This window comes from Rhizobium sp. PP-CC-3G-465 (genome assembly GCF_004343445.1).
Lineage (GTDB): Bacteria > Pseudomonadota > Alphaproteobacteria > Rhizobiales > Rhizobiaceae > Ferranicluibacter > Ferranicluibacter rubi.
The window spans coordinates 1-3,644 of the sequence record NZ_SLYH01000043.1; the positions used below are offsets into that span (position 1 = coordinate 1).

3 protein-coding genes are annotated in these 3,644 nt (G+C 59.4%); 2 read left to right on the plus strand and 1 reads right to left on the minus strand.

The window, feature by feature from the left end; genetic code table 11:
* Positions 1-149 precede the first annotated feature (149 nt).
* A complete protein-coding gene (locus tag C8J33_RS26600) occupies positions 150-488 on the plus strand; it encodes a hypothetical protein (protein ID WP_110803282.1) in 339 nt (112 codons plus the stop codon).
* Positions 489-592: 104 nt separating this feature from the next.
* Here C8J33_RS26600 and C8J33_RS26605 read toward each other — a convergent pair whose 3' ends face one another.
* Entirely contained in the window at positions 593-1,663 is a 1,071-nt protein-coding gene (locus tag C8J33_RS26605; protein ID WP_132665917.1) for a porin, read from the minus strand.
* Positions 1,664-1,942: 279 nt separating this feature from the next.
* Between C8J33_RS26605 and C8J33_RS26610 the strand changes: the two genes are divergently transcribed.
* Positions 1,943-3,478 (plus strand): inorganic phosphate transporter, encoded by a 1,536-nt coding sequence (locus tag C8J33_RS26610; RefSeq protein ID WP_422039199.1) that lies wholly within the window; start codon positions 1,943-1,945, stop codon positions 3,476-3,478.
* Positions 3,479-3,644: the final 166 nt, after the last annotated feature.

A 3,644-nucleotide genomic window follows, 5' to 3' on the forward strand; every position in this document is an offset into this window, starting at 1 on the left:
AGATGACGCGGGTTACTCTCGGGAAGAGCCGGGTGCGGGAAATCCGCCCGCCCGGATCTGTGAGGGCGAAGCCGAATGGCATAGCTACTCGACCATGATCCCATTATCATGAACCGTGCCGATGTTGGACGGTCGTTGGAGCGAACGCAATGAGCGAGAAGCATAAGAAGATCTACCACGGCCTAGTCGACGGAGCGACGGATGGCCTCAGCGGCCAGCAGCTCTATGACTATGTCGCCAAGCAGGTGCCGAAGACCTCGAGCAAGAAGATCGTTCGGGCCGCGTTGCTGGCCCTGACGGATCCGGATGTCACGGACAAGAACGTGCTCGATGTCATCTACGCGTTGGCCATCAGGCATCGTCTCGACAGTCTGGGTATCGACACAGACGATGAGGAGGAAGCGCCCGCGAAGGCTGAGCCCGCGCTTTTAAAGAAGTCCCGCAAGAAGCTGGCGGCGGACGTCAGTCCTGCCGGTCTCATTGCCTGAAAGCATCCGAGCGTGAGGTTCCTACTGCGTACCCCGTGAAGTGAAAATTCTGGCGGACGACCGCACTGATGTCGATCTCTCGGCATCGGTGCGGTCAGAATACCTCAAAAGTCACGTTGCAAGCGGACCGTCCCGCCAAAGGCGCGTTCGTCGCCGCGGCTGCCGCTGAACTTGGTGTAGTTCAACTCCGGCTGAAGGCTCAGCCCGTCAACAACGGCGAATTTTACGTTCACCGCGCCGGCGAACGTGCCGTCTTCTTCATAAGCAACCTGTGTGTTCAGCGAGGCCTTCTTCGTGATCTTGGCTGTAAAGCCACCCCAAGCGGCATATTGGCCATTCCAGGACGCAAAGAAATTACGGCGACGCGAATCGCCAGGCCCATCCGAGTTGCCCCAGTCAGACTGGTAGCCACCCATCGCAAAGACTGAAAAGGTCTTGTTGAGAACAAGATCGAGGCGTGCCTTGCCGGCAAAGGTTTCGGCATGTGCATCATAGCCGCCGATGATGGTGAAGCCGCCCCAGTCCTGCTTGATCTTGGCACCGACAAGAGGGTGCGGCCAGTCGCCTTCGTCGTAGGGAACGGTCGGGATTGGGGCATAGTTGGTCTTGTATGAGCCGTTGCCTTCTTCTGCCCCAACCAGAAGGCTGATGCCGTTTCCGGCCTTGAAGACATAGCTGATCTGGTTGGTGCGCGGCGGAGAGAAGTCGACAACGTCGTCGTTCACGATGTTCCCAGCCGAATCCAGCCATTTGTCGAAGCGGGAGTCGGAAAAGCCTGCGCGGAAGCCACCGAGCTCTATGTAGCTGCTGATCAACGTGAAGGTCTGAGTGCCATTCACCACCTGATAGCGGTGCTCCATGAAGCCGTGGAGTTCGCCGTATTCCGTGTCGGAGACGGCATCGAAGCGCAGGGTTGCACGGGTAAGAGGAACCCAGCCGTCGTTGATGCCCGTATAGGGGCTTTCGCCGAAGAGCGAGTCGGATCGAAGATATCCGCCCACCTTGAGACAGGTTTCCGTGCCGGGGATATAGAAGTAGCCCTTGCCGAATGCATCGCAGACGCGAACGTAGCTCAAGGCTTCCGGATCGGCTGCTACGATCGCATCGGCAGCATGGACCGACCCACCGCTTGCCAAGGCCGCAGCGCTGGCGATGAGAAAACGCATGATATTCATGAGAAGAGATGCCCCGTTTCCGTTGACGTCGCCGCGGCGGAAGCTTCCGCTTCACGCATCCGTGATGATCGCAAGAGGCGAATAGCGAGCGTCTGTGAAGCAGTGGTGACAGTCGGATGAAGCGCGGATCTTACACGCGGGGAATCGCATCCGGCTGTCACGAGAGGTTCACGATGCCGGAATAGGGGATGAAAGTTCAATCAGGAAATTGTGATGGCCGAGCTCTCCGCACTTCATGGATCTTCCTCCGAACAGGATCATCCTCTCGACAAAAGATCGATGGGTCGCTGGTTCCTTCCCGTGTTCGGCGTTCTCATCGTGGGCGGACTTGGTTATGTCGCCTATGCGCTCGGCCAGGACCTGACCAACGCCACGTCCGTTCCGTGGATCCTGCTAGGAGTGGCACTGATGATCGCGCTCGGCTTCGAGTTCGTGAACGGCTTTCACGATACGGCCAATGCGGTGGCCACGGTCATCTATACCCGTTCGATGCCGGCGGAAATCGCCGTCGTCTGGTCGGGGTTCTTCAACTTCCTCGGCGTTCTCTTCTCGAGCGGCGCTGTTGCCTTCGGCATCGTCGCCCTGCTGCCTGTCGAGCTCATCCTGCAGGTCGGTTCCGGTTCGGGTCTCGCCATGGTTTTTGCGCTCTTGATCGCAGCCATCATCTGGAACCTCGGCACATGGTATCTCGGCCTTCCCTCATCGAGCTCCCACACGCTCGTCGGCTCCATCATCGGTGTTGGCCTAGCTAACCAGTTCCTGGCACCCGCCGGAAGTGCGACCAGCGGCGTGGATTGGTCGCAGGCGACCAATATCGGCCTGTCGCTTCTGATCTCGCCGCTCATCGGCTTCGGACTGTCGGCTCTGCTGCTTCTGATCATGAAGCGCCTGGTGCACAACAAGGCGCTTTATCGCGAGCCGGTTGGGAGTGCGCCGCCGCCCTTGTGGATCTGCGCGCTCCTGATCTTCACCTGTACCGGGGTGAGCTTCGCCCACGGCTCCAATGACGGGCAGAAGGGCATGGGTCTGATCATGCTCATCCTCATCGGGTTGGTGCCCACGGCCTTCGCCCTCAACCGCACGCCCGATGTCAACTACCTCGAAGCCTACAAGACGGCCTCGGTTCAGGTCGAGCAGTCGCTCGGGAAATACGTCAAGGCCGGCACGCCTGTGACGGACTACAAGGCCGCCGTCAGCGAAGCCGTCCGGACGAAGACCTGGTCCGACGAAACGACAGCCGCTCTTCAGCACTACATCAACGCCACGAGCGCTGAGGTCGCTGCATTCCCGACGCTAGAGGCCGTACCCACCAATCTGGTCAGCAACATACGCAACGACATCTATCTCATCGGCGAGGCGCTGAAGCTGATCGACAAGCAGAAGCTGCTGGCGATGGACGAGCCGGATCTAGCGGCTGTTAAGACGTACCATCAGGCGGTCGACAACGCGACGAAGTTCATCCCCTTGTGGGTCAAGGTCGCGGTTGCCCTGGCATTGGGGCTCGGGACGATGGTTGGATGGCGGCGTATCGTCGTCACAGTCGGCGAGAAGATCGGAAAGACGCATCTGACATACGGACAGGGTGCTGCGGCTGAGGTCGTCGCCATGGCCACGATCGGAGCTGCCGATCATTTTGGGCTGCCCGTCTCGACGACCCACGTCCTGTCGTCGGGTGTCGCAGGCACGATGGCCGCGAACGGATCCGGCCTCCAGTGGGCGACGGTCCGGAACATGTTGATCGCCTGGATCCTGACGCTGCCGGCATCGATCGCACTTTCGTTCGTCCTGTTCCTAATCCTTCGGCAGGCATTTTAAGAAAGCATGGAAGAGCTTACATGATAGAATGAAGTCGTCGAAAACCAGCCGGCTCGGTCCCGAAGAAAGCGCTAGAGCGCGTCCTGTTTAATCCGGGTCATATCCGGCAGCCCTGAAGTAGTTTGCACATTCGGCGGGAACGAAGAGCGGGACGAGGCTACCGACC

Excerpts from the sequence above, each read along its gene's own strand:
- C8J33_RS26600 (WP_110803282.1), top strand. The coding sequence starts at position 150 with ATGAGCGAGAAGCATAAGAAGATCTACCACGGCCTAGTCGACGGAGCG.
- C8J33_RS26605 (WP_132665917.1), bottom strand. The coding sequence starts at position 1,663 with ATGAATATCATGCGTTTTCTCATCGCCAGCGCTGCGGCCTTGGCAAGC.
- C8J33_RS26610 (WP_422039199.1), top strand. The coding sequence starts at position 1,943 with ATGGGTCGCTGGTTCCTTCCCGTGTTCGGCGTTCTCATCGTGGGCGGA.